Source organism: Staphylococcus sp. EG-SA-2 (assembly GCF_017152085.1).
Genome location: NZ_JACYHC010000467.1, coordinates 1 through 22,195, shown reverse-complemented (window position 1 = coordinate 22,195; position 22,195 = coordinate 1). Strand labels below are relative to the sequence as shown.

Below are 22,195 nucleotides of genomic sequence, written 5' to 3'. Positions count from 1 at the left end.
AAATATGGCAACTCCAACATACACGCCAGGCAATGTTATTTTATCGGATTTTAAAAACGGCGTTATTCCAGCAGAACAAGGTACTTTAATCATGAAAGACATTATGGCTAATTCAGCAATTATGAAATTAGCTAAAAATGAGCCAATGACAGCACAAAAGAAAAAATTTACTTACTTAGCAAAAGGTGTAGGCGCCTACTGGGTATCAGAAACGGAACGTATTCAAACTTCTAAGCCTGAATATGCACAAGCAGAAATGGAAGCTAAGAAAATTGGTGTAATTATTCCGTTATCAAAAGAGTTTCTTAAATGGACTGCAAAAGATTTCTTTAATGAGGTTAAACCTCTAATTGCAGAGGCATTTTACAAAGCGTTTGACCAAGCTGTTATCTTTGGTACTAAATCACCTTACAACACTTCAACTAGTGGTAAACCGCTTGTTGAAGGCGCAGAAGAGAAAGGTAACGTTGTTACAGATACTAATAATTTATACGTAGACCTTTCGGCATTAATGGCTACTATTGAAGATGAAGAGTTAGATCCAAACGGAGTATTAACTACACGTTCATTCAGAAGTAAAATGCGTAATGCTTTAGATGCTAATGACAGACCATTATTTGATGCTAACGGGAACGAGATTATGGGATTACCACTATCTTATACTGGAGCGGATGTATACGACAAAAAGAAATCGTTAGCACTAATGGGTGATTGGGATTACGCACGTTACGGTATCTTACAAGGTATTGAGTATGCAATTTCTGAAGATGCCACGTTAACGACGTTACAAGCATCAGATGCTTCTGGCCAACCAGTATCATTATTTGAACGTGATATGTTCGCTTTACGTGCGACGATGCATATTGCATACATGAACGTTAAACCAGAAGCGTTCGCAACGCTTAAACCAACTGAATAGGAGGAGATATGATGGCTAATCCTGCAGAAGAGATTAAGGTAAAAAAAGACAATATGACTATTACTGTTACAAAGAAGGCGTTTGACTCTTATTACAGTCTTGTCGGTTACAAAGAGGTTAAATCACGTCGTACTACGTCTGATAAGAGCGAGTGATAAAAATGACTCTTTATGAAGATGTTAAACTTTTACTCAAGAAAAATGGAGTGGAAGTTAAAAGTGATGAAGAAGAAATATTTAAGATGGAAGTTGACGGAATACTAGAAGATGTTAGGGATATAACAAACAATGATTTTATGAAAGATGGTCAAGTCATTTATCCTTACTCAATCAAAAAGTATGTCGCAGATGTCCTAGAGTATTATCAACGACCTGAAGTTAAAAAGAATTTAAAGTCAAGAAGTATGGGGACAGTGTCGTACACTTATAACGATGGTGTCCCTGATTACATTAGTGGAGTATTAAACAGGTATAAACGAGCAAAGTTTCATCCGTTTAAACCAATAAGGTAGAGGTGTTGTTTGTGTTTAACCCATACGACGAATTCCCTCACACTATTTCTATTGGAAGTATCAAAAAAGTAGGAGAGTATCCAATTATACAAGAGCGCTTTGTAAGCGATAAAACAATTAAAGGATTTATGGATACGCCTACTACATCTGAACAACTAAAATTTCATCAAATGTCACAAGAATATGACAGAAACCTATATGTACCTTATGACTTGCCAATATCTAAAAACAATTTATTTGAGTATGAGGGTAGAATCTTTAGTATTGAAGGTGATTCTGTAGATCAGGGCGGACAACATGAAATTAAGTTACTACGACTTAAGCAGGTGCCATATGGCAAAAGTTAAGTACGGTGCTGATAGCATGGTTGTTGAATTGGATAAGTTCGATAAGAAAATAGAAGAGTGGGTTAAAAAAGGTATTGCTAAAACAACGACGAAGATTTACAACACTGCTGTAGCATTAGCTCCTGTTGACTTAGGTTTTTTAGAAGAAAGTATTGACTTTAAATATTTCGATGGTGGGTTATCCAGTGTTATAAGTGTCGGCGCAGATTATGCAATATACGTTGAATACGGTACTGGTATATATGCTACTGGTCCTGGTGGTAGTCGTGCTACAAAGATTCCGTGGAGTTTTAAAGGTGATGACGGCGAATGGTACACCACATATGGTCAAGCGCCACAGCCATTTTGGAACCCTGCAATTGACGCAGGACGCAAGACATTCGAGCAGTATTTTTCATAGAGGTGGTTAAATATGTGGGTATCAGTTGAGCCTGAACTTACAAATCAAATATATAAAAGATTAATCTCAGACCCTAACATTAACAAACTAGTTGATGATAGGGTCTTTGACGTTGTTCAAGATGACGCTGTTTACCCATATATTGTTGTGGGTGAATCAAACGTCACTAACAACGAATCTAGCGCAACAATGAGAGAAACAGTCGGTATTGTCATACATGTGTATTCACAGTTCGCTACACAATACGAGGCTAAGCTCATTTTAAGCGCGATAGGTTATGTGCTTAACAGACCTATAGAAATAGATAATTACGAGTTTCAATTTAGCCGTATCGATAGTCAAGCAGTATTCCCTGATATAGACAGGTTTACTAAGCATGGCACGATACGGCTTTTATTTAAGTACAGACATAAAAAGAAAAACGAAGGAGTGTATTAAATGGCGCAAAAAAACTATTTAGCAGTTGTACGTCCAGCTGAAACTGACTTAGATCCAGTAGAATCTTTATTATTAGCTGACTTACAAGAAGGTGGACATACGATTGAAAATGATTTAGCTGAAATAGTACGAGGCGGTAAAACGGACTATTCTCCCAATGCAATGTCAGAATCATTTAAATTAACAATTGGTAATGTGCCTGGAGATAAAGGAATTGAAGCAGTGAAACACGCTGTACAAACAGGTGGACAGTTGCGTATATGGCTTTATGAGCGTAATAAACGTGCAGACGGTAAACATCACGGAATGTTTGGTTATGTTGTTCCAGAATCATTTGAAATGTCATTTGATGATGAAAGTGACAAAATCGAACTATCATTAAAAGTTAAATGGAATACAGCAGAAGGTGCTGAAGATAACTTGCCGAAAGAGTGGTTTGAAGCTGCAGGTGCGCCTACAGTTGAATACGAAAAATTCGGCGAAAAAGTCGGAACATTCGAGAATCAAAAGAAAGCTAGTGTTGTATCTGATTCACACACGGAAGACCATTCTATGTAAACTAATAGATCAAGGGGGCGTAAGCTCCCTATTTTTTTATAAAAAAATTGAAAAGAGGTATATATTTTGACTGAATTTAATCCAATTACAACATTAAAAATTAATGACGGAGAAAAAGATTACGAAGTAGAAGCAAAAGTAACATTTGCATTTGACCGAAAAGCTGAAAAATTCTCAGAAGATAGCGAAGATGGGAGAAAAGGAGCAATGCCAGGATTCAATGTTATCTTTAACGGTTTGCTAGAATCTAGAAACAAAGCGATTTTACAATTTTGGGAATGTGCTACTGCTTATTTAAAAAACCCACCAACTCGAGAACAATTAGAAAAAGCAATTGATGATTTCATCACTGAAAACGAGGATACTTTGCCGTTATTACAAGGGGCTTTGGACAAACTTAACAATAGTGGTTTTTTCAAGAGGGAGAGTCGCTCGTACTGGATGACATTGAACAAAGCACCGAATATGGCCAAAAGCGAGGACAAAGAAATGACGAAAGCAGGCATAGAAATGATGAAAGAGAATTACAAGGAAATCATGGGCGCAGAACCTTACACGATTACTCAAAAATAAGGCAACTGACAGCTAGATATTTAGGATATATCCCTGAACATGAATTGTTAGCACTAACACCTGCTGAATGGCGTGATTGGCTTATTGGTGGTCAGGATAGGTACCTAGATCAAAGACAATTATTAATTGAACAAGCGCAAGCTAACGGCTTAGTACAAGCTTCTAAGAGGCTAACTAGTATGATTCGTGACATTGAGAAACAACGTTACGAAATAAGAGAACCTGGTAGCTATGCTCGTGTACAAAAAGCTAGATTAGAAGAAGAAAAAAGAAGACGTGAACTCTTCAAAGAAGGTACAAGAAAATTCCTTGAATCGAAAGGAGGTTAGCCTTTGGATACTCATTTTATGGCAAAGATTATGGCCAATATTAGAGATTTCCAAAGCAACGTAAGGAAAGCTCAACGATTAGCAAAGACGTCTGTACCAAACGAAATTGAAACAGATGTAAAAGCAGATATTTCAAGATTCCAAAGAGCTTTACAACGCGCTAAAGCTATGGCGCAAAAATGGCGTGAACATAACGTTAAAATAGATGGTAATAATTCACCGTTAAAACGTGCAATTGCTAGTGCAAAAACGATGTTGGCCACGTTACACAACAAAACAATAAAAGTTAATTTCGATACGAGAGGTATGACAAAAACCCAAATTTTAACTAAGGCACTGAATCAGTCCTTAACTGATTATAGTGAGAAAATGGACGCGCTAGCTACTAAAATTCGTACATTTGGTACAATTTTTGCACAACAAGTTAAAGGCTTAATGATTGCTAGTATACAAGCATTGATACCAGTGATTGCCGGATTAGTACCTGCAATAATGGCAGTACTTAATGCGGTTGGTGTATTAGGTGGTGGCGTTTTAGGTTTAGTTGGCGCATTCTCTGTCGCAGGTCTTGGAGTTGTTGGCTTTGGTGCAATGGCTATTAGCGCTCTTAAAATGGTTGAAGATGGAACATTGGCAGTAACAAAAGAAGTTCAAAACTTTAGAGATGCGAGCGATCAGTTAAAAACTACATGGCGTGATATTGTTAAAGAGAATCAAGCAAGTATCTTTAATGCGATGTCAGCAGGTATCAGAGGTGTTACAAGTGCGATGTCTCAATTAAAACCATTCTTATCTGAAGTATCTATGCTGGTTGAAGCAAACGCACGAAAGTTTGAGGATTGGGTTAAACATTCTGAAACAACTAAGAAAGCATTTGAAGCATTGAATAGCATAGGTGGCGCAATCTTCGGAGATTTATTGAACGCTGCAGGAAGATTTGGCGACGGATTAATTAACATTTTCACTCAATTAATGCCGTTGTTCAAATTTGTGTCTCAAGGACTACAGAACATGTCCATAGCTTTCCAAAATTGGGCTAATAGTGTGGCTGGTCAGAATGCTATTAAAGCGTTTATTGACTACACTACCACTAACTTACCTAAGATTGGTCAGATATTTGGCAATGTGTTCGCTGGTATTGGTAATTTAATGATTGCTTTTGCTCAAAACAGTTCTAACATTTTTGACTGGTTAGTTAAATTAACTTCTCAATTTAGAGCATGGTCAGAACAAGTAGGACAATCACAAGGATTTAAAGACTTTATCAGTTACGTTCAAGAGAATGGTCCTACTATTATGCAGTTAATCGGTAATATCGTAAAAGCGTTAGTGGCATTTGGTACTGCAATGGCTCCTATAGCTAGTAAATTACTAGATTTCATTACTAATTTAGCTGGATTTATCGCCAAACTATTCGAAGCACACCCAGCAGTCGCTCAAATTATCGGTGTTATCGGTATTTTAGGTGGCGTATTTTGGGCTTTAATGGCTCCGATCGCAGCTGTTAGCAGTGTGTTAAGTAATGTGTTTAGTATGACTTTATTGAATGTTGTCAAAAGAATACTGGATTTAACTAGAATAACTGGGGTGGTAAGTAAAGCGTTCGGTTTATTGACTGGTGCTTTCACAAGTATTTCTTGGCCAATATTAGCAGTAGTTGCAGTCATTGGTGTATTCATTGGTATTCTTGTTTATTTATGGAAAACAAACGAGAATTTCAGAAAAACAATAACAGAAGCTTGGAACGGTATTAAAACAGCAGTTTCCGGTGCGATTCAAGGTGTAGTAGATTGGTTAACTCAATTGTGGGGCAAAATTCAATCAACATTACAGCCAATCATGCCTATATTACAAGTATTAGGACAAGTATTCATGCAAGTTTTAGGTGTTTTGGTAATAGGCATTATTACAAATGTTATGAATATCATACAAGGTTTGTGGACGTTAATTACAATTGCGTTCCAAGCCATAGGAACAGTGATATCCGTAGCTGTCCAAATCATAGTAGGTTTATTCACTGCTTTAATTCAGTTGCTTACTGGCGACTTCTCAGGTGCTTGGGAGACTATTAAAACTACGGTTACCAATGTACTTGATACGATTTGGCAATACATGCAATCAGTTTGGGAGTCAATTATCGGCTTTTTAACTGGCGTAATGAATCGAACGCTTTCAATGTTTGGTACAAGTTGGTCACAGATATGGAGTACAATCACTAATTTTGTTAGCAGTATTTGGAACACTGTTACAAGTTGGTTCAGTCGTGTTGCTTGGAGTGTGGCTGAAAAAATGGGACAAGCATTAAACTTTATTATCACAAAAGGTTCTGAATGGGTTTCTAACATTTGGAATACAGTTACAAGTTTCGCGGGTAAAGTAGCTGATGGGTTTAAAAGAGTTGTCTCAAATGTAGGTGACGGTATGAGTGATGCACTTGGTAAGATTAAAAGTTTCTTCAGTGATTTCTTAAATGCCGGAGCGGAATTAATCGGCAAAGTAGCTGAGGGTGTAGCCAATGCTGCGCACAAAGTAGTCAGCGCGGTAGGCGATGCGATTTCATCAGCTTGGGACTCTGTAACTTCATTCGTAAGTGGACACGGTGGAGGTAGTAGCTTAGGTAAAGGTTTAGCGGTATCACAAGCAAAAGTAATTGCTACAGACTTTGGCAGTGCCTTTAATAAAGAGCTATCCTCTACTTTGACAGATAGTATAGTAAATCCTGTAAGTACTTCTATAGACAGACACATGACTAGCGATGTTCAACATAGCTTAAAAGAAAATAATAGACCTATTGTGAATGTAACGATTAGAAATGAGGGCGACCTTGATTTAATTAAATCACGCATTGATGACATGAACGCTATAGACGGAAGTTTCAACTTATTATAAGGGAGGTTTGTTAGTTGATAGCGCACGATATAGAAGTAATAAGGAATGGTTCACAGTATCGCGTCAGTGACAATCCTTTCACTTATAATCACTTGGAAGTAGTTGAATATAACGTTACAGGCGCAGGATATCATCGTAACTATTCTGATATAGAGGGTATTGATGGTAGATTTCATAATTACGCTAAAGAAGAACTTAAAAAAGTAGAGATTAAGATAAGGTATAAAGTACCTAAAATTGCTTATGCTTCACATTTAAAGTCAGACGTCCAAGCACTATTTGCTGGACGTTTTTATTTAAGGGAATTAGCTACACCAGACAATTCAATTAAGTATGAGCATATATTAGATATACCAAAAGACAAACAAGCATTTGAGCTTGATTATGTTGATGGACGACAACTTTTTGTAGGACTAGTAAGTGAAGTTTCTTTTGACACAACACAAACATCAGGGGAATTTTCTTTGTCGTTTGAAACAACCGAACTACCATACTTTGAAAGTGTCGGTTATAGTACTGATTTTGAAAGTAATAACGACCCTGAAAAATGGTCGGTACCTGATAGATTGCCTACAAACGAAGGTGATAAGAGGCGTCAAATGACATTTTACAACACTAACTCAGGAGAAGTTTATTATAACGGTGATGTTCCTTTAACACAGTTTAATCAGTTTAATGTTGTTGAAATAGAGTTAGCTGAAGATGTTAAAGCTAATGATAAGGATGGATTCACTTTCTATACAGATAAAGGAAATATCTCAGTTATTAAGGAAGTTGATTTAAAAGCCGGAGATAAAATAATCTTCGACGGTAAACATACCTATAGAGGTTATTTAAATATAGATTCTTTTAATAAAACTTTAGAACAACCGGTTTTATATCCAGGCTGGAATCGATTCAAGTCTAATAAAGTAATGAAACAAATTACATTTAGACACAAATTATATTTTAGATAAGGAGTAGCCTATGCCAATTTTATTAAAAAGTCTACAGGGTGTAGGGCACGCTATTAATGTTAGTACAAAGGTAAGTAAAAAGCTAAATGAAGATAGTTCTTTGGATCTAACTATTATCGAGAACGCGAGTACGTTTGACGCAATAGGTGCTATAACTAAAATGTGGACGATCACTCATGTTGAAGGTGAAGATGATTTCAACGAATATGTAATTGTCATACTTGATAAGTCTACTATTGGCGAAAAAATAAGGCTTGATATCAAAGCTAGGCAAAAAGAACTTGATGACCTTAACAATTCTAGGATTTACCAAGAGTATAACGAAAGTTTTACAGGCGTTGAGTTCTTCAATACTGTCTTTAAAGGAACGGGTTATAAGTATGTATTACATCCAAAAGTAGATGCATCTAAATTCGAGGGATTAGGCAAAGGAGATACACGATTAGAAATCTTTAAAAAAGGACTTGAGCGTTATCATCTCGAATATGAATACGATGCAAAGACTAAAACGTTTCATTTGTATGATGAATTATCTAAGTTTGCCAATTATTACATTAAAGCTGGTGTGAATGCTGATAACGTCAAAATACAAGAAGATGCATCTAAATGTTATACCTTTATTAAAGGTTATGGTGATTTTGATGGACAACAGACTTTTGCAGAAGCGGGACTACAAATTGAATTCACTCATCCATTAGCACAATTGATAGGTAAAAGAGAAGCGCCACCGCTTGTTGATGGACGTATTAAAAAAGAAGATAGTTTAAAAAAAGCAATGGAGTTATTGATAAAGAAAAGTGTCACTGCTTCTATTTCCTTAGACTTTGTAGCGTTACGTGAACATTTCCCAGAAGCTAACCCTAAAATAGGTGATGTTGTTAGAGTGGTGGATTCTGCCATAGGATATAACGACTTAGTGAGAATAGTCGAAATCACTACACATAGAGATGCGTACAATAATATCACTAAGCAAGATGTAGTATTAGGAGACTTTACAAGGCGTAATCGTTATAACAAAGCAGTTCATGATGCTGCAAATTATGTTAAAAGCGTAAAATCTACAAAATCCGACCCATCTAAAGAACTAAAAGCATTAAACGCAAAAGTTAACGCAAGTTTATCTATAAATAATGAATTGGTTAAGCAGAATGAAAAAATAAACGCTAAAGTCGATAAGATGAATACTAAAACAGTTACAACTGCTAATGGTACGATCATGTACGACTTTACTAGTCAATCAAGTATAAGAAACATCAAATCAATTGGAACGATTGGCGACTCTGTAGCTAGAGGGTCGCACGCAAAAACTAATTTCACAGAAATGTTAGGCAAGAAATTGAAAGCTAAAACGACTAATCTTGCAAGAGGTGGCGCAACAATGGCAACAGTTCCAATAGGTAAAGAAGCGGTAGAAAACAGCATTTATAGACAAGCAGAGCAAATAAGAGGAGACCTAATCATATTACAAGGCACTGATGATGACTGGTTACACGGTTATTGGGCAGGCGTACCGATAGGCACTGATAAAACGGATACAAAAACGTTTTACGGTGCCTTTTGTTCTGCAATTGAAGTTATTAGAAAGAATAATCCAGATTCAAAAATACTAGTGATGACAGCTACAAGACAATGCCCTATGAGTGGTACAACAATACGCCGTAAAGACACGGACAAAAACAAACTAGGGTTAACACTTGAGGACTATGTAAACGCTCAAATATTAGCTTGTAGTGAGTTAGATGTACCAGTGTTTGACGCATATCACACAGATTACTTTAAGCCATACAATCCAGCTTTTAGGAAAGCGAGCATGGAGGACGGCTTACACCCTAACGAAAAAGGTCACGAGGTTATTATGTACGAGTTAATCAAGGATTATTACAGTTTTTACGACTAAAGGAGGCAACCAATGGCTTACGGATTAATTACAAGTTTACATTCAATGACAGGTCGGAAAATAGTTGCTCAACATGAGTATAACTATCGCTTGTTAGATGAAGGTATGAGCAAACTTGAGAAAATGTTTATATACCATCAAAAAGAAGAAATATACGCACACTCAGCGAAACAAATTAAATACTTGAATGACAGTGTTGAAGATTATTTAACGTATTTAAATGGCCGTTTTAGCAATATGATTCTAGGCCATAACGGCGACGGTATCAATGAAGTAAAAGACGCGCGTATTGATAATACAGGTTATGGTCATAAGACATTGCAAGATCGTTTGTATCATGATTATTCAACACTAGATGCTTTCACTAAAAAGGTTGAGAAAGCTGTAGATGAACACTATAAAGAATATCGAGCGACAGAATACCGATTCGAACCAAAAGAGCAAGAACCGGAATTCATCACAGATTTATCGCCATATACTAACGCAGTAATGCAATCATTTTGGGTAGACCCTAGAACGAAAATTATTTATATGACGCAAGCTCGTCCAGGTAATCATTACATGTTATCTAGATTGAAGCCCAACGGACAATTTATTGATAGATTGCTTGTTAAAAACGGCGGTCACGGTACACACAATGCGTATAGATACATTGATGGAGAATTATGGATTTATTCAGCTGTATTGGACAGTAACAAAAACAACAAGTTTGTACGTTTCCAATATAGAACTGGAGAAATAACTTATGGTAATGAAATGCAAGATGTCATGCCGAATATATTTAACGACAGATATACGTCAGCGATTTATAATCCTATAGAAAATTTAATGATTTTCAGACGTGAATATAAAGCTTCTGAAAGACAAGCTAAGAATTCATTGAATTTCATTGAAGTAAGAAGTGCTGACGATATTGATAAAGGTATAGACAAAGTATTGTATCAAATGGATATACCTATGGAATACACTTCAGATACACAACCTATGCAAGGTATCACTTATGATGCAGGTATCTTATATTGGTATACAGGTGATTCGAATACAGCCAACCCTAACTACTTACAAGGTTTCGATATAAAAACAAAAGAATTGTTATTTAAACGACGTATCGATATTGGCGGTGTGAATAATAACTTTAAAGGAGACTTCCAAGAAGCTGAGGGTCTAGATATGTATTACGATCTAGAAACAGGACGTAAAGCACTTTTAATAGGGGTAACTATTGGACCTGGTAATAACAGACATCACTCAATTTATTCTATCGGCCAAAGAGGTGTTAACCAATTCTTAAAAAACATTGCACCTCAAGTATCGATGACTGATTCAGGTGGACGTGTTAAACCGTTACCAATACAGAACCCAGCATATCTAAGTGATATTACGGAAGTTGGTCATTACTATATCTATACGCAAGACACACAAAATGCGTTAGATTTCCCGTTACCGAAAGCGTTTAGAGATGCAGGTTGGTTCTTTGATGTACTGCCTGGACACTATAATGGTGCTCTAAGACAAGTACTTACCAGAAACAGCACAGGTAGAAATATGCTTAAATTCGAACGTGTCATTGACATTTTCAATAAGAAAAACAACGGAGCATGGAATTTCTGTCCGCAAAACGCCGGTTATTGGGAACATATCCCTAAGAATATTACAAAATTATCAGATTTAAAAATCGTTGGTTTAGATTTCTATATCACTACTGAAGAATCAAAACGATTTACTGATTTTCCTAAAGACTTTAAAGGTATTGCAGGTTGGATATTAGAAGTAAAATCGAATACACCAGGTAACACAACACAAGTATTAAGACGTAATAACTTCCCGTCTGCACATCAATTTTTAGTTAGAAACTTTGGTACTGGTGGCGTTGGTAAATGGAGTTTATTCGAGGGAAAGGTGGTTGAATAATGGTAGTAGATAATTTTTCGAAAGATGATAACTTAATCGAGTTACAAACAACATCACAATATAATCCGGTTATTGACACAAACATCAGTTTCTATGAATCAGATAGAGGAACTGGTGTTTTAAATTTTGCAGTAACTAAGAATAACAGACCGTTATCTATAAGTTCTGAACATGTTAAAACATCTATCGTGTTAAAAACCGATGATTATAACGTAGATAGAGGCGCTTATATTTCAGACGAATTAACGATAGTAGACGCAATTAATGGGCGTTTGCAGTATGCGATACCGAATGAATTTTTAAAACATTCAGGCAAGGTGCATGCTCAGGCATTCTTTACACAAAACGGGAGTAATAATGTTGTTGTTGAACGTCAATTTAGCTTCAATATTGAAAATGATTTAGTTAGTGGGTTTGATGGTATAACAAAGCTTGTTTATATCAAATCTATTCAAGATACTATCGAAGCTGTCGGTAAAGACTTTAACCAATTAAAGCAAAATATGGCTGATACACAAACGTTAATAGCAAAAGTGAATGATAGTGCGACAAAAGGCATTCAACAAATCGAAATCAAGCAAAACGAAGCTATACAAGCTATTACTGCGACGCAAACTAGTGCAACACAAGCTGTTACAGCTGAAGTCGATAAAATAGTTGAAAAAGAGCAAGCGATTTTTGAACGTGTTAACGAAGTTGAACAACAAATCAATGGCGCTGACCTTGTTAAAGGTAATTCAACAACAAATTGGCAAAAGTCTAAACTTACAGATGATTACGGTAAAGCAATCGAATCGTCTGAGCAGTCCATAGATAGCGTTTTAAGCACAGTTAACACATCTAGGATTATTCATATCACTAGCGCGACAGATGCGCCCTCATTTAAAGATATAGGTACTGTCGATACACCTAAAGAAGATGGCGTTGACGATGGTTCAGATATTCCGATAGCTCCTAACACTTTAGGAAAATCAGGCGTGTTAGTTGTCTATGTTGTTGATGATAGTACGGCACGTGCAACATGGTATCCAGATGATTCAAACGACGAATATACAAAATATAAAATTAGTGGCACATGGTACCCGTTTTATAAAAAAAATGACGGCGATTTAACTAAGCAATTCGTCGAAGAAACATCAAACAACGCTTTAAATCAAGCCAAGCAGTATGTAGATAATAAATTCGGAACAACGAGTTGGCAACAACATAAGTTAACTGAGCCTAACGGCCAATCAATACAAGTTAACTTGAATAATGCACAAGGCGATTTGGGTTATCTAACTGCAGGTAATTACTATGCAACAAGAGTGCCGGATTTACCAGGTAGCGTTGAAAGTTATGAGGGTTATTTATCGGTATTCGTTAAAGATGATACAAACAAGCTATTTAACTTCACGCCTTATAACTCTAAAAAGATTTACACACGATCAATCACAAACGGCAGACTTGAGCAACAGTGGACAGTTCCTAATGAACATAAATCAACGGTATTGTTCGACGGTGGCGCAAATGGTGTAGGTACAACAATCAATCTAACTGAACCGTACACAAACTATTCTATTTTGTTGGTAAGTGGAACTTATCCAGGTGGCGTTATTGAGGGATTCGGACTAACCGCATTACCTAATGCAATTCAATTAAGCAAAGCGAATGTAGTTGACTCAGACGGTAACGGTGGCGGTATTTATGAGTGCTTACTATCCAAAACAAGTAGCACTACTTTAAGAATAGATAACGATGTGTACTTTGATTTAGGTAAAACATCAGGTTCTGGAGCGAATGCCAACAAAGTTACTATAACTAAAATTATGGGGTGGAAATAATGAAAATCACAGTAAACGATAAAAACGAAGTTATCGGATACGTTAATACTGGCGGATTACGCAATAGTTTAGATGTAGATGATAACAATGTGCCTATTAAATTCAAAGAAGAGTTTGAACCTAGAAAGTTTGTTTTCACTAACGGCGAAATTAAATATAACAGCAATTTTGAAAAAGAAGACGTACCGAATGCATCAAATCAACAAAGTGCATCAGATTTAAGTGATGAGGAACTTCGCGGAATGGTTGCGAGTATGCAAATGCAGGTGACGCAAGTAAACATTTTGGCGATGGAATTAAAGCAACAAAACGCTATGTTAACACAACAGTTGACTGAACTAAAAGCTGGTAAAACAAATACTGAGGGGGACGTTTAAATGATGAAGATGATTTATCCAACTTTTAAAGACATTAAAACTTTTTATGTGTGGGGTTGCTATAAAAATGAGCAAATTAAGTGGTACGTAGACATGGGTGTAATCGACAAAGAAGAATATGCATTGATCACTGGTGAAAAATATCCAGAGGCAAAAGATGAAAAGTCACAGGTGTAATGCTTGAGGCTTTTTAATTTAACACAAAGTAGGTGGCGTAATGTTTGGATTTACCAAACGGCACGAACATGAATGGCGAATTAGAAGATTAGAAGAGAATGATAAAACAATGCTTAGCACTCTCAATGAGATTAAATTAGGTCAAAAAACTCAAGAGCAAGTTAACATTAAATTAGATAAAACTTTAGATGCTATCCAGAGGGAAAGACAGATAGACGAAAAAAATAAGAAAGAAAACGACAAAAATATACGCGATATGAAAATGTGGATTCTCGGTTTGATAGGGACTATCTTCAGTACGATTGTCATAGCTTTACTAAGAACTATTTTTGGTATTTAAAGGAGGTGATTACCATGCTTAAAGGGATTTTAGGATATAGCTTCTGGGCGTGCTTCTGGTTTGGTAAATGTAAATAACAGTTAAGAGTCAGTGCTTCGGCACTGGCTTTTTATTTTGATTGAAATGAGGTGCATACATGGGATTACCTAACCCAAAGACTAGAAAGCCTACAGCTAGTGAAGTGGTGGAGTGGGCAAAGTCGAATATTGGTAAGAGGATTAATATAGATAATTATCGGGGCAGTCAATGTTGGGATACACCTAACTTTATTTTTAAAAGATATTGGGGTTTTGTAACATGGGGCAATGCTAAGGATATGGCTAATTACAGATATCCTAAGGGTTTCCGATTCTATCGTTATTCATCTGGATTTGTACCGGAACCTGGAGACATCGCAGTTTGGCACCCTGGCAACGGAATAGGTTCGGACGGACACACCGCAATAGTAGTAGGACCATCTAATAAAAGTTATTTTTATAGCGTTGACCAAAATTGGGTTAATTCTAATAGTTGGACAGGTTCTCCAGGAAGATTAGTAAGACACCCTTATGTAAGTGTTACAGGCTTTGTTAGGCCTCCATACTCAAAAGATACTAGCAAACCTAGTAGTACTGATACAAGTTCAGCATCAAAAGCCAATGACTCAACAATTACTGGCGAAGCGAAGAAACCGCAATTTAAAGAAGTTAAAACAGTAAAATACACTGCTTACAGCAATGTTTTAGATAAAGAAGAGCACTTCATTGATCATATAGTTGTAATGGGTGATGAACGCTCATATATTCAAGGATTATATATAAAAGAATCAATGCATATGCGTTCTGTAGACGAACTGTATACGCAAAGAAATAAGTTTATAAGCGATTATGAAATACCGCATTTATATGTCGATAGAGAGGCTACATGGCTTGCTAGACCAACCAATTTTGATGACCCGCGTCACCCTAATTGGCTAGTTATTGAAGTATGTGGTGGTCAAACAGATAGCAAACGACAATTCTTATTGAATCAAATACAAGCGTTAATACGTGGTGTTTGGTTATTGTCAGGGATTGATAAAAACTTATCTGAAACGACGTTAAAGGTAGACCCTAATATTTGGCGTAGTATGAAAGATTTAATTAATTACGACTTGATTAAGCAAGGTATACCGGATGACGCAAAGTATGAGCAAGTCAAAAAGAAAATGCTTGAGACGTACATCAAACGAGATATATTGAAACGAGAAAATATTAAAGAAGTAACTACAAAAACAACAATAAGAATTAGTGATAAAACATCGGTTGACAGTGCGTCAACAAGAGGACCCACTGCATCAGACGAAAAACCAAGCATCGTTACTGAAACAAGTCCATTCACATTCCAGCAAGCACTGGATAGACAAATGTCTAGGGGTAACCCGAAAAAATCTCATACATGGGGCTGGGCTAATGCAACACGAGCACAAACGAGCTCGGCAATGAATGTTAAGCGAATATGGGAAAGTAACACGCAATGCTACCAAATGCTTAATTTAGGAAAGTATCAAGGCATTTCAGTTAGTGCGCTTAACAAAATACTTAAAGGAAAAGGAACGCTCGACGGACAAGGCAAAGCATTCGCGGAAGCTTGTAAGAAAAACAACATTAACGAAATTTATTTGATCGCGCACGCTTTCTTAGAAAGTGGATACGGAACAAGTAACTTCGCTAGTGGTAGATACGGTGCATATAATTACTTCGGTATTGGTGCATTAGACAACGACCCTGATTATGCAATGAAATTTGCTAAGAATAAAGGTTGGACATCTCCAGCAAAAGCAATCATGGGCGGTGCTAGCTTCGTAAGAAAGGATTACATCAACAAAGGGCAGAATACACTGTACAGAATCAGATGGAATCCTAAGAATCCAGCTACGCACCAATACGCTACTGCTATAGAGTGGTGCCAACATCAAGCTAGTACAATCGCTAAGCTATATAAACAAATCGGCTTAAAAGGTATCTACTTTATAAGAGATAAATATAAATAAAGAGGTGTGTAAATGTACAAAATAAAAGATGTTGAAACGAGAATAAAAAATGATGGTGTTGACTTAGGTGACATTGGCTGTCGATTTTACACTGAAGATGAAAATACAGCATCTATAAGAATAGGTATCAATGACAAACAAGGTCGTATCGATCTAAAAGCACATGGCTTAACACCTAGATTGCATTTGTTTATGGAAGATGGTTCTATATTCAAAAATGAGCCCCTTATTATCGACGATGTTGTAAAAGGGTTCCTTACCTACAAGATACCTAAAAAGGTTATCAAACACGCTGGTTATGTACGTTGTAAGCTGTTTTTAGAGAAAGAAGAAGAAAAAATACATGTTGCGAACTTTTCTTTCAATATCGTTGATAGTGGTATTGAATCTGCTGTAGCAAAAGAAATCGATGTTAAATTGGTAGATGATGCTATTACGAGAATTTTAAAAGATAACGCGACAGATTTATTGAGCAAAGACTTTAAAGAGAAAATAGATAAAGATGTCATTTCTTACATCGAAAAGAATGAAAGTAGATTTAAAGGTGCGAAAGGTGATAAAGGCGAACCGGGACAACCTGGTGCAAAAGGTGAAGCAGGTAAAAAAGGAGAACAAGGCGCACCCGGTAAAAACGGTACTGTAGTATCAATCAATCCTGACACTAAAATGTGGCAAATTGATGGTAAAGATACAGATATCAAAGCAGAACCTGAGTTATTGGATAAAATCAATATCGCAAATGTTGAAGGGTTAGAAGATAAATTGCAAGAAGTTAAAAAAATCCAAGATACAACTCTCAACGACTCTAAAACGTATACGGATTCAAAAATTGCTGAACTAGTTGATAGCGCGCCTGAATCTATGAATACATTAAGAGAATTAGCAGAAGCAATACAAAACAACTCTATTTCAGAAAGTGTATTGCAACAGATTGGCTCAAAAGTTAGTACAGAAGATTTTGAGGAATTCAAACAAACACTAAATGATTTATATGCTCCAAAAAATCATAATCATGACGAGCGGTATGTTTTGTCATCTCAAGCTTTTACTAAACAACAAGCGGATAATTTATATCAACTAAAAAGCGCATCTCAACCGACGGTTAAAATTTGGACAGGAACAGAAAATGAATATAACTATATATATCAAAAAGACCCGAATACGTTATATTTAATTAAAGGGTGATTTTTATGGAAGGTAATTTTAAAAATGTAAAGAAGTTTATTTACGAAGGTGAAGAATATACAAAAGTATATGCTGGAAATATCCAAGTATGGAAAAAGCCTTCATCTTTTGTAATAAAACCCTTACCTAAAAATAAATATCCGGATAGCATAGAAGAATCAACAGCAAAATGGACAATAAATGGAGTTGAACCTAATAAAAGTTATCAGGTGACAATAGAAAATGTACGTAGCGGTATAATGAGGATTTCGCAAACTAATTTAGGGTCAAGTGATTTAGGAATATCAGGAGTCAATAGCGGAGTGGCAAGTAAAAACATCAACTTTAGTAATCCTTCAGGGATATTGTATGTCACTATAAGTGATGTTTATTCAGGATCTCCAACATTGACCATTGAATAATTTTAAACGACTAATTTTTTAGTCGTTTTTTATTTTGGATAAAAGGAGTAAACAAATGGATATCGGTACAATCGTAAGAACAATTTTATTAATAGTCGCATGGATCAATCAGTTTTTAGCAATCAAACATATTTCTCCAATCCCAGTTGACGAAGTGTTTATAAGCACAGTCGTTACTGGGATTGTTTCAATTTGGACGTGGTGGAAGAATAACAACTTTACTCACGCATCTAAGAAAGGGCAACAAAAAATTTATGAAGTAAAAGCTGGCATTCAGTCAACTGGTGGCGCACCTAAAGTGAACGGAGATGATAACAATGCCGTCGGTTAGGACATACAGTCAAGCTATTAGTTATCTTAAAAGTTTAGAGGGTAAGGCGTGGAATCCAGACAATGCATTTGGATGTCAATGCTTCGATACTGCTAACCAATATTGGCTTTACTTATTTAATCACAGGTTGAAAGGTGTGGGCGCTGCAGACATTCCAACATGGAATGATTTCACTAACGAGGCAACCGTTTACGAAAATACTGTGTCGTTTCAAGCATTGCCTGGCGACGTCGTTATTTTTAACCGTAATTATGGTGGTGGTTATGGTCATGTAGGTATTGTAATAAGCGCTACGTTAGATTCTATAACTATTTTAGAGCAGAACTGGCTAGGCGGTGCTTACTGGAGTCCACCAGAAGTTACTACAAGACGCACACACGGCTACGACTTCCCTATGTGGTTTATCCGTCCATTCTACGCAAAAGAAACGACCGCTAATAAGCTAAGAAGCGCAGTGAAGCCAGTTAAACAAGATAAGTTATCAAAAGGTAAAAAAATCATGCTTGTGGCTGGTCATGGTATTGGTGCATACTCTAACGACCCAGGTGCCGTTGCGAATGGAGAAAACGAAAGAGATTTTAACCGTAAAAATATTATACCTAGAGTGAAAAAGTATCTTGAGTCAGTAGGCAACACAGTATTGTTATACGGTGGCAACTCGATGAATCAAGATTTATATCAAGATACATTGTACGGTCAACGTGTTGGAAACTATAAAGATTATGGCATGTACTGGATTAAAAGTGAAGTCAAACCGGATGCAATCATAGAGTTTCATTTAGATTCTGCTAGCCCACAAGCAAGTGGCGGGCATGTAATCATTAGCGATCGTTTCCCAGCTGATGACATTGACAAGGCATTAAGTAGTGCATTAGATAAAACAGTGGGTAAAATAAGAGGTGTGACACCTAGAGGGGATTTATTGAACGCTAACGTGTCTGCTGATCTTAATCTTAATTATCGTTTAATCGAATTAGGTTTTATCACATCTACGAAAGATTTAAACTACATTAAAAACAATTTAGACAGCTTCACGAAGCGGATTGCTGAAGCCATTAACGGCAGACAAATTGATGCGCCAAGTAGTAAGCCAAGCGCTGACAAAATAACATGGAATTGGAAAGGCGTATTTTATCCTAATCCAGAAAAAGCTATAAGAGTCAGAAAAACAGCTGGATTAACCGGCACAGTCGTTGAAGAAGATTCATGGCTATACACAAAAGATGATTGGGTAAAATTCGACCAAGTCATTAAAAAAGATGGCTACTGGTGGATTAGATTCAAATATCAACGTGAGGGCTCTAGTACTAACAATTTCTATTGTGCAGTGTGTAGAATTACTGATAAGGAACAAAAGATTAAAAATGAAAAATATTGGGGCACGATTGAGTGGGCTTAATAGGTTGTACCTATAAAAAGAAAAGAGGTAGGTTATTTTCTTCCTACCTCTAAAAATGATTATCTTTCTATTGTTATATGAGTTATATCTTTAGGACTAATCAGTCTATTTTTTACATTAGAATCTTGATCTCCTACCTTGCCATATACTTTTTCATCAGAAGGATCTTTACTATGGATAGTTACTTTATCACCGACTTTAACAATATGCTTTTCTTTTAATTTATCTACTAATTTTTTCCATGCATCATTTGCCTCTATTGTGTTTCCGTTTGGATTAACTCTTGTAATATCGACACGGTTAACGCTATCAGGACTAACGGTGCTGTTATTAGTATTACTAAGATTATCTAAGTTCGCAGTCCCAGAAATTTCGCTCTCTCCACCGTTTTTTAATTTATATTTTACTTTAATCGTTTCTTTGTCTGTTTTATCAATGATATTTGCGTCTTTTAAAGCGTCTCTTACATTTTTCCACAATTCGCTATCTGTTATTTCAGAAGCTTTTGCAACGTTATTAATACCATTATAATTTGAAGAAGAATGAAAACCTGAACCTACTGTTGTTAAAACTAAAGCACTTGCTATCAATGTTTTTGTTAATAGTTTTTTATTCATTTTATTTTCTCCTATAACTTATTTGCAATCGATTACAAAGTAATTTTAGAATTATTATTTATGTAAATCAATTAAATAATTATTAACAAATCCATAAAATTTTATCATTGAAATATAATAATTTTGAGCTAGAAATATTCGTCATTTATGCTATAATCGTTTTAGACACAGCAATGTGTTCAAATTTTCATCTATTCGTAAGTTAGCCTTCGGGCTGACTTTTTATTTCCATTATTCACATGTTAATCTTGTTGTTGTTTAGGCAGGTACTTCGGTACTTGCCTATTTTTTTATGCAAATTTTAAAAAACACTTGACTAATAAACATTTGTTTAGTATAATTATATTTGTAGGTTAGTTGATGACTTACAAATTATGTGTAAGGAGGTGAAAAGCCTCATGCTAGACATAATAAAAACACTTCTAGAACATCAAGTATTGGCAGTACTGATAATTCCAGAAGTGTTAAAACAACTTAGAGAATGGCATCTCGGCTACCTAGACCGAAAGCCAAACAACAAAGATTAACATTATGCTTGGAGCCTGATGGCTCCTCCTTACACTTATATAATATAATATTATTTGGAGGTTTTCAATTATGACAGAACAAATGTATTTAATATTGTTTTTATTAAGCCTACCATTGTTATTATTTATCGGGAGAAAAACACATTTTTATTGTTTAGATAAAAAGAATGGACGTAGATAATATGAGTGATTATAAATTAAAAATAATTGAATTGATCAAAAGTGATATAACAGGTTACCAAATTCACAAACAAACTGGCGTAGCGCAATATGTAATTTCACAATTAAGGCAAGGAAAGCGCGAAGTAGATAACTTAACTTTAAATACAACTGAAAAACTATACAGTTACGCACGACAAGTGTTATAATATAAATGTGAAATGGTCATTCTTGAAATGACTCGGTCGCTACTGGCACAGACCGTTTAAAGTGTCACCACAACATGAACTGAGAATTCATATGACGTTGCTGACGAGCGACAAAGCTCTGTGTTCCTGGATGGGAGTAAGTTTGTGTGGTGGTGCATAACAAGTCGCTGAAATATTTGCGACATAATAAAGCATATTATCGGTTTTATTAAGTGCTAAAGGCACATCTTAACCACCCATACTAGTTACTGGGTGGTTGTTTTTTATGTTATATTATAAATGATCAAACCACACCACCTATTAATTTAGGAGTGTGGTTATTTTAATATATGAAGCTAAAATAACTACAAATGATACCATTTTTGATACCAAAAAATAATAACCTCAAAATATCGAGAGAAATAACTTCATTTTAAATCGCATTAAATCAATGTTTCTATAAAAATAAGTCCTTAAAAATTAGTTTTTTCAATCGAAATGGAAGGTAGTATTGGATAGCTTTAAACCGCGTTGTTAAGCCATTCTTGACTTCCGGAAATGGGTATTGATACCATTTTGATACTGAATATAACAAAAAGCCACATTACTGTGGCTTTTTTTGTTTTATAACTAAATCGGATTGATAGATAAGCTTTGTACTTATTTATATCAGTCCGATTTTTTGATTGGTGTAAAAAATAATCATTGATGGTGGATAAAGCGACAACACAAATACAATATGATTGTGGCATTAGAGTGCTGGTCTTTATTAAATTAATTGAAAACTACATCAAATATTCTTTAAAGATAATTCGATATTAGTTCGATTAAGATTCGTTGTATAAGTGAGTTAAAATAAGAAAACTATTAATAATATTAAGTTCACTACAGATGTTGCTAATGGACCATAAGTTTTAAAGACATCTTCACTT

General features: G+C 35.7%; 26 protein-coding genes and 2 pseudogenes. 26 read left to right on the top strand and 2 right to left on the bottom strand.

The features are described from left to right. Positions 1–4 precede the first annotated feature (4 nt). From IDG60_RS06665 to IDG60_RS06560, 22 genes are all read left to right on the top strand, one after another. Entirely contained in the window at positions 5–919 is a 915-nt protein-coding gene (locus tag IDG60_RS06665) for a phage major capsid protein (RefSeq protein WP_000235168.1), read from the top strand. Positions 920–930: 11 nt separating this feature from the next. Next, on the top strand, positions 931–1,074 hold the full coding sequence (locus IDG60_RS06660) for a hypothetical protein (RefSeq protein ID WP_000002931.1): 144 nt from the start codon (positions 931–933) through the stop codon (positions 1,072–1,074). Between the two features lie 5 nt (positions 1,075–1,079). Continuing rightward, positions 1,080–1,430: a head-tail connector protein gene (locus IDG60_RS06655; RefSeq protein WP_000177351.1), complete on the top strand. Its 351-nt coding sequence runs from the start codon at positions 1,080–1,082 to the stop codon at positions 1,428–1,430. A gap of 11 nt (positions 1,431–1,441) precedes the next feature. After that, the gene (locus IDG60_RS06650) at positions 1,442–1,777 is read left to right on the top strand and encodes a phage head closure protein (protein WP_000483041.1); all 336 of its coding nucleotides are present in this window, start codon (positions 1,442–1,444) and stop codon (positions 1,775–1,777) included. Further along, positions 1,764–2,177, top strand: coding sequence for an HK97-gp10 family putative phage morphogenesis protein (locus IDG60_RS06645; RefSeq protein ID WP_001151330.1), 414 nt, complete (start codon positions 1,764–1,766; stop codon positions 2,175–2,177). The genes IDG60_RS06650 and IDG60_RS06645 overlap by 14 nt, the downstream gene beginning before the upstream one ends. Before the next feature lie 12 nt (positions 2,178–2,189). Then, positions 2,190–2,615, top strand: a complete 426-nt coding sequence (locus IDG60_RS06640; RefSeq protein ID WP_000270192.1) for a DUF3168 domain-containing protein — start codon at positions 2,190–2,192, stop codon at positions 2,613–2,615. Continuing rightward, positions 2,616–3,173, top strand: coding sequence for a tail protein (locus tag IDG60_RS06635; RefSeq protein ID WP_000057582.1), 558 nt, complete (start codon positions 2,616–2,618; stop codon positions 3,171–3,173). A 66-nt stretch (positions 3,174–3,239) separates the two neighbouring features. Further along, positions 3,240–3,746, top strand: a complete 507-nt coding sequence (locus IDG60_RS06630) for a tail assembly chaperone (protein ID WP_000134337.1) — start codon at positions 3,240–3,242, stop codon at positions 3,744–3,746. Between the two features lie 44 nt (positions 3,747–3,790). Then, a complete protein-coding gene (locus IDG60_RS06625) occupies positions 3,791–4,075 on the top strand; it encodes a hypothetical protein (protein ID WP_000880587.1) in 285 nt (94 codons plus the stop codon). Between the two features lie 3 nt (positions 4,076–4,078). Continuing rightward, positions 4,079–6,964: a hypothetical protein gene (locus IDG60_RS06620; RefSeq protein ID WP_017431803.1), complete on the top strand. Its 2,886-nt coding sequence runs from the start codon at positions 4,079–4,081 to the stop codon at positions 6,962–6,964. 14 nt (positions 6,965–6,978) lie between these two features. After that, the gene (locus IDG60_RS06615) at positions 6,979–7,920 is read left to right on the top strand and encodes a phage tail family protein (protein ID WP_064305816.1); all 942 of its coding nucleotides are present in this window, start codon (positions 6,979–6,981) and stop codon (positions 7,918–7,920) included. Between the two features lie 10 nt (positions 7,921–7,930). Continuing rightward, complete coding sequence (locus IDG60_RS06610; protein WP_001122001.1) at positions 7,931–9,817, top strand: SGNH/GDSL hydrolase family protein; 1,887 nt, start codon at positions 7,931–7,933, stop codon at positions 9,815–9,817. 12 nt (positions 9,818–9,829) lie between these two features. Then, positions 9,830–11,728, top strand: a complete 1,899-nt coding sequence (locus IDG60_RS06605; RefSeq protein WP_031874266.1) for a phage baseplate protein — start codon at positions 9,830–9,832, stop codon at positions 11,726–11,728. Then, complete coding sequence (locus IDG60_RS06600; RefSeq protein ID WP_064305817.1) at positions 11,728–13,551, top strand: BppU family phage baseplate upper protein; 1,824 nt, start codon at positions 11,728–11,730, stop codon at positions 13,549–13,551. Before IDG60_RS06605 ends, IDG60_RS06600 begins: the two co-directional genes overlap by 1 nt. Beyond that, positions 13,551–13,928: a DUF2977 domain-containing protein gene (locus IDG60_RS06595; protein WP_061644684.1), complete on the top strand. Its 378-nt coding sequence runs from the start codon at positions 13,551–13,553 to the stop codon at positions 13,926–13,928. Before IDG60_RS06600 ends, IDG60_RS06595 begins: the two co-directional genes overlap by 1 nt. 3 nt (positions 13,929–13,931) lie before the next feature. Continuing rightward, the gene (locus IDG60_RS06590) at positions 13,932–14,105 is read left to right on the top strand and encodes an XkdX family protein (protein WP_001790193.1); all 174 of its coding nucleotides are present in this window, start codon (positions 13,932–13,934) and stop codon (positions 14,103–14,105) included. Between the two features lie 40 nt (positions 14,106–14,145). Next, complete coding sequence (locus IDG60_RS06585; RefSeq protein WP_000466769.1) at positions 14,146–14,445, top strand: DUF2951 domain-containing protein; 300 nt, start codon at positions 14,146–14,148, stop codon at positions 14,443–14,445. Positions 14,446–14,581: 136 nt separating this feature from the next. Next, positions 14,582–16,456: a glucosaminidase domain-containing protein gene (locus IDG60_RS06580; protein WP_064305818.1), complete on the top strand. Its 1,875-nt coding sequence runs from the start codon at positions 14,582–14,584 to the stop codon at positions 16,454–16,456. Positions 16,457–16,468: 12 nt separating this feature from the next. After that, positions 16,469–17,641 carry a BppU family phage baseplate upper protein gene (locus IDG60_RS06575; RefSeq protein WP_053507572.1) on the top strand — a complete coding sequence of 391 codons (1,173 nt, stop codon included), beginning with the start codon at positions 16,469–16,471 and terminating at the stop codon, positions 17,639–17,641. Positions 17,642–17,646: 5 nt separating this feature from the next. Continuing rightward, complete coding sequence (locus IDG60_RS06570) at positions 17,647–18,042, top strand: hypothetical protein (RefSeq protein WP_015978410.1); 396 nt, start codon at positions 17,647–17,649, stop codon at positions 18,040–18,042. Positions 18,043–18,097: 55 nt separating this feature from the next. After that, positions 18,098–18,373: a phage holin gene (locus IDG60_RS06565; RefSeq protein WP_000351119.1), complete on the top strand. Its 276-nt coding sequence runs from the start codon at positions 18,098–18,100 to the stop codon at positions 18,371–18,373. Beyond that, the gene (locus IDG60_RS06560) at positions 18,360–19,772 is read left to right on the top strand and encodes an N-acetylmuramoyl-L-alanine amidase (RefSeq protein WP_001141517.1); all 1,413 of its coding nucleotides are present in this window, start codon (positions 18,360–18,362) and stop codon (positions 19,770–19,772) included. The genes IDG60_RS06565 and IDG60_RS06560 overlap by 14 nt, the downstream gene beginning before the upstream one ends. A gap of 59 nt (positions 19,773–19,831) precedes the next feature. Here the strand turns inward: IDG60_RS06560 and IDG60_RS06555 are convergent, their stop codons facing one another. Continuing rightward, positions 19,832–20,389 carry a DUF4888 domain-containing protein gene (locus IDG60_RS06555; protein WP_001035620.1) on the bottom strand — a complete coding sequence of 186 codons (558 nt, stop codon included), beginning with the start codon at positions 20,387–20,389 and terminating at the stop codon, positions 19,832–19,834. Positions 20,390–20,763: 374 nt separating this feature from the next. Between IDG60_RS06555 and IDG60_RS06550 the strand changes: the two genes are divergently transcribed. From IDG60_RS06550 to IDG60_RS06535, 4 genes and pseudogenes are all read left to right on the top strand, one after another. Beyond that, on the top strand, positions 20,764–20,916 hold the full coding sequence (locus IDG60_RS06550; RefSeq protein ID WP_001788502.1) for a hypothetical protein: 153 nt from the start codon (positions 20,764–20,766) through the stop codon (positions 20,914–20,916). 70 nt (positions 20,917–20,986) lie between these two features. After that, complete coding sequence (locus IDG60_RS06545) at positions 20,987–21,097, top strand: hypothetical protein (protein ID WP_000139423.1); 111 nt, start codon at positions 20,987–20,989, stop codon at positions 21,095–21,097. Position 21,098: 1 nt separating this feature from the next. After that, positions 21,099–21,284 (top strand): hypothetical protein, encoded by a 186-nt coding sequence (locus IDG60_RS06540; protein WP_001286805.1) that lies wholly within the window; start codon positions 21,099–21,101, stop codon positions 21,282–21,284. A 684-nt stretch (positions 21,285–21,968) separates the two neighbouring features. Continuing rightward, a pseudogene (locus IDG60_RS06535) lies at positions 21,969–22,108 on the top strand (hypothetical protein). 5 nt (positions 22,109–22,113) lie between these two features. Here the strand turns inward: IDG60_RS06535 and IDG60_RS22165 are convergent. Beyond that, positions 22,114–22,195: pseudogene (locus IDG60_RS22165) on the bottom strand (hypothetical protein); the annotation flags it as partial.

What these genes read in the sequence shown, in the direction of transcription:
- IDG60_RS06660 (WP_000002931.1), top strand. Translation starts at nt 931, where the DNA reads ATGGCTAATCCTGCAGAAGAGATTAAGGTAAAAAAAGACAATATGACT.
- IDG60_RS06610 (WP_001122001.1), top strand. Translation starts at nt 7,931, where the DNA reads ATGCCAATTTTATTAAAAAGTCTACAGGGTGTAGGGCACGCTATTAAT.
- IDG60_RS06605 (WP_031874266.1), top strand. Translation starts at nt 9,830, where the DNA reads ATGGCTTACGGATTAATTACAAGTTTACATTCAATGACAGGTCGGAAA.
- IDG60_RS06545 (WP_000139423.1), top strand. Translation starts at nt 20,987, where the DNA reads ATGACAGAACAAATGTATTTAATATTGTTTTTATTAAGCCTACCATTG.
- IDG60_RS06580 (WP_064305818.1), top strand. Translation starts at nt 14,582, where the DNA reads ATGGGATTACCTAACCCAAAGACTAGAAAGCCTACAGCTAGTGAAGTG.
- IDG60_RS06555 (WP_001035620.1), bottom strand. Translation starts at nt 20,389, where the DNA reads ATGAATAAAAAACTATTAACAAAAACATTGATAGCAAGTGCTTTAGTT.
- IDG60_RS06635 (WP_000057582.1), top strand. Translation starts at nt 2,616, where the DNA reads ATGGCGCAAAAAAACTATTTAGCAGTTGTACGTCCAGCTGAAACTGAC.
- IDG60_RS06590 (WP_001790193.1), top strand. Translation starts at nt 13,932, where the DNA reads ATGAAGATGATTTATCCAACTTTTAAAGACATTAAAACTTTTTATGTG.
- IDG60_RS06550 (WP_001788502.1), top strand. Translation starts at nt 20,764, where the DNA reads ATGTGTAAGGAGGTGAAAAGCCTCATGCTAGACATAATAAAAACACTT.
- IDG60_RS06575 (WP_053507572.1), top strand. Translation starts at nt 16,469, where the DNA reads ATGTACAAAATAAAAGATGTTGAAACGAGAATAAAAAATGATGGTGTT.
- IDG60_RS06565 (WP_000351119.1), top strand. Translation starts at nt 18,098, where the DNA reads ATGGATATCGGTACAATCGTAAGAACAATTTTATTAATAGTCGCATGG.
- IDG60_RS06665 (WP_000235168.1), top strand. Translation starts at nt 5, where the DNA reads ATGGCAACTCCAACATACACGCCAGGCAATGTTATTTTATCGGATTTT.
- IDG60_RS06595 (WP_061644684.1), top strand. Translation starts at nt 13,551, where the DNA reads ATGAAAATCACAGTAAACGATAAAAACGAAGTTATCGGATACGTTAAT.
- IDG60_RS06585 (WP_000466769.1), top strand. Translation starts at nt 14,146, where the DNA reads ATGTTTGGATTTACCAAACGGCACGAACATGAATGGCGAATTAGAAGA.
- IDG60_RS06560 (WP_001141517.1), top strand. Translation starts at nt 18,360, where the DNA reads ATGCCGTCGGTTAGGACATACAGTCAAGCTATTAGTTATCTTAAAAGT.
- IDG60_RS06645 (WP_001151330.1), top strand. Translation starts at nt 1,764, where the DNA reads ATGGCAAAAGTTAAGTACGGTGCTGATAGCATGGTTGTTGAATTGGAT.
- IDG60_RS06600 (WP_064305817.1), top strand. Translation starts at nt 11,728, where the DNA reads ATGGTAGTAGATAATTTTTCGAAAGATGATAACTTAATCGAGTTACAA.
- IDG60_RS06570 (WP_015978410.1), top strand. Translation starts at nt 17,647, where the DNA reads ATGGAAGGTAATTTTAAAAATGTAAAGAAGTTTATTTACGAAGGTGAA.
- IDG60_RS06540 (WP_001286805.1), top strand. Translation starts at nt 21,099, where the DNA reads ATGAGTGATTATAAATTAAAAATAATTGAATTGATCAAAAGTGATATA.
- IDG60_RS06655 (WP_000177351.1), top strand. Translation starts at nt 1,080, where the DNA reads ATGACTCTTTATGAAGATGTTAAACTTTTACTCAAGAAAAATGGAGTG.
- IDG60_RS06640 (WP_000270192.1), top strand. Translation starts at nt 2,190, where the DNA reads ATGTGGGTATCAGTTGAGCCTGAACTTACAAATCAAATATATAAAAGA.